Genomic DNA, 1,175 nt, shown 5'->3' on the forward strand with positions numbered 1-1,175 from the left:
ACGATCTAAGCTCGCTAAGGATGATAACTTACGGCACGGAGACGATGCCGGAGGGGCTTTTAAATAGGCTAAAATCGGCGTTTGCCAAAGTTAAATTTTTGCAGACTTTCGGCACCAGCGAGACCGGCATCGCGGCTACGTCGTCAAAATCGTCCGATTCTACCTTTATGAAAATAGACGATGAAAATTTGGAGTATAAAATCGTAGACGGCGAGCTGTGGCTAAAAAGCAAAACGCGAATTTTAGGCTATCTAAATGCGGAAATGGATAGCTTTACCGATGACGGCTGGTTTAAAACGGGCGACTTAGCGCAGCAAAGCGAGGACGGCTTTATAAAAATCATCGGTAGAAGCAAAGAGATCATAAATGTGGGCGGACAAAAGGTGCTTCCGTGCGAGGTGGAGTCGGTGCTGCTTGAGATGAAAGAGATACAAGACTGCCTAGTTTACGCGGAAAAAAACGCTATCACGAATCAAAGCGTCTGCTGCGACGTAGTTTTAAAGCCGGGCGTCGATGCGAACGGTATCAAAATTTTAGTTAGAAAATTTTGCAAAGATAAACTAGATAGTTTTAAAATCCCCGTTAAAGTAAACGTCGTGCAAAAGACCGAATTTACACAAAGATTTAAGAAAATAAGAACGAAAAGCTAAGCAAATTTGGCGTTTGCCTAGCTAGAATTTTAAACGACGCAGCGCTGCCAGGCTAAATTTACTTCGCTTCGGGCAAGGCGTAAATCACCGTTTCTTCCTGCGTGCATTCGTAGTGGCGCATAAAAAGCTTGCAGTCCGGTATCCATAGCTTTAAAAGCAGCGGTATATCCCATAAGTCGCTAAATTTATGATAAATGCAAATGGCAAGCTTTGGTTTATGGCTTATTATATCATCCATCGCGCCTAGCAACGCGTACGTTTCAAACGTCTGCACGTCCATTTTGATAAAGGTCGGGATATGGTTTATAGCGTCGCTAATCGCGGCTACGTCGATCTTTTGCTCCGAAATTTCGGCGCTTAAAGTCGCTCCCAAACCCTCGCCTTGCATATAAAAAGTCGCATTTTCGTGATGGACGCCGGCCTTTATCGGGGTGATTTTTTCTTTTATTTCTTGCGGCAGTTTGCTTACGAATTCGCTTAAAATTTTAAAATTTCGCTCGTCGGGCTCAAAGCTATAAATATGCT

2 protein-coding genes are annotated in these 1,175 nt (G+C 43.6%); one reads left to right on the plus strand and one right to left on the minus strand.

The features are described from left to right. Positions 1 to 650: fatty acid--CoA ligase family protein (locus Q0314_RS11000; protein WP_298059008.1), on the plus strand; the 650-nt coding region annotated here is incomplete at its 5' end. 58 nt (positions 651 to 708) lie between these two features. Here the strand turns inward: Q0314_RS11000 and Q0314_RS11005 are convergent. Next, a partial coding sequence (locus Q0314_RS11005) for an FkbM family methyltransferase (RefSeq protein WP_298059010.1) occupies positions 709 to 1,175 on the minus strand: 467 nt, incomplete at its 5' end.

It is taken from the genome of uncultured Campylobacter sp. (genome assembly GCF_938040115.1).
Classification (GTDB): domain Bacteria; phylum Campylobacterota; class Campylobacteria; order Campylobacterales; family Campylobacteraceae; genus Campylobacter_A.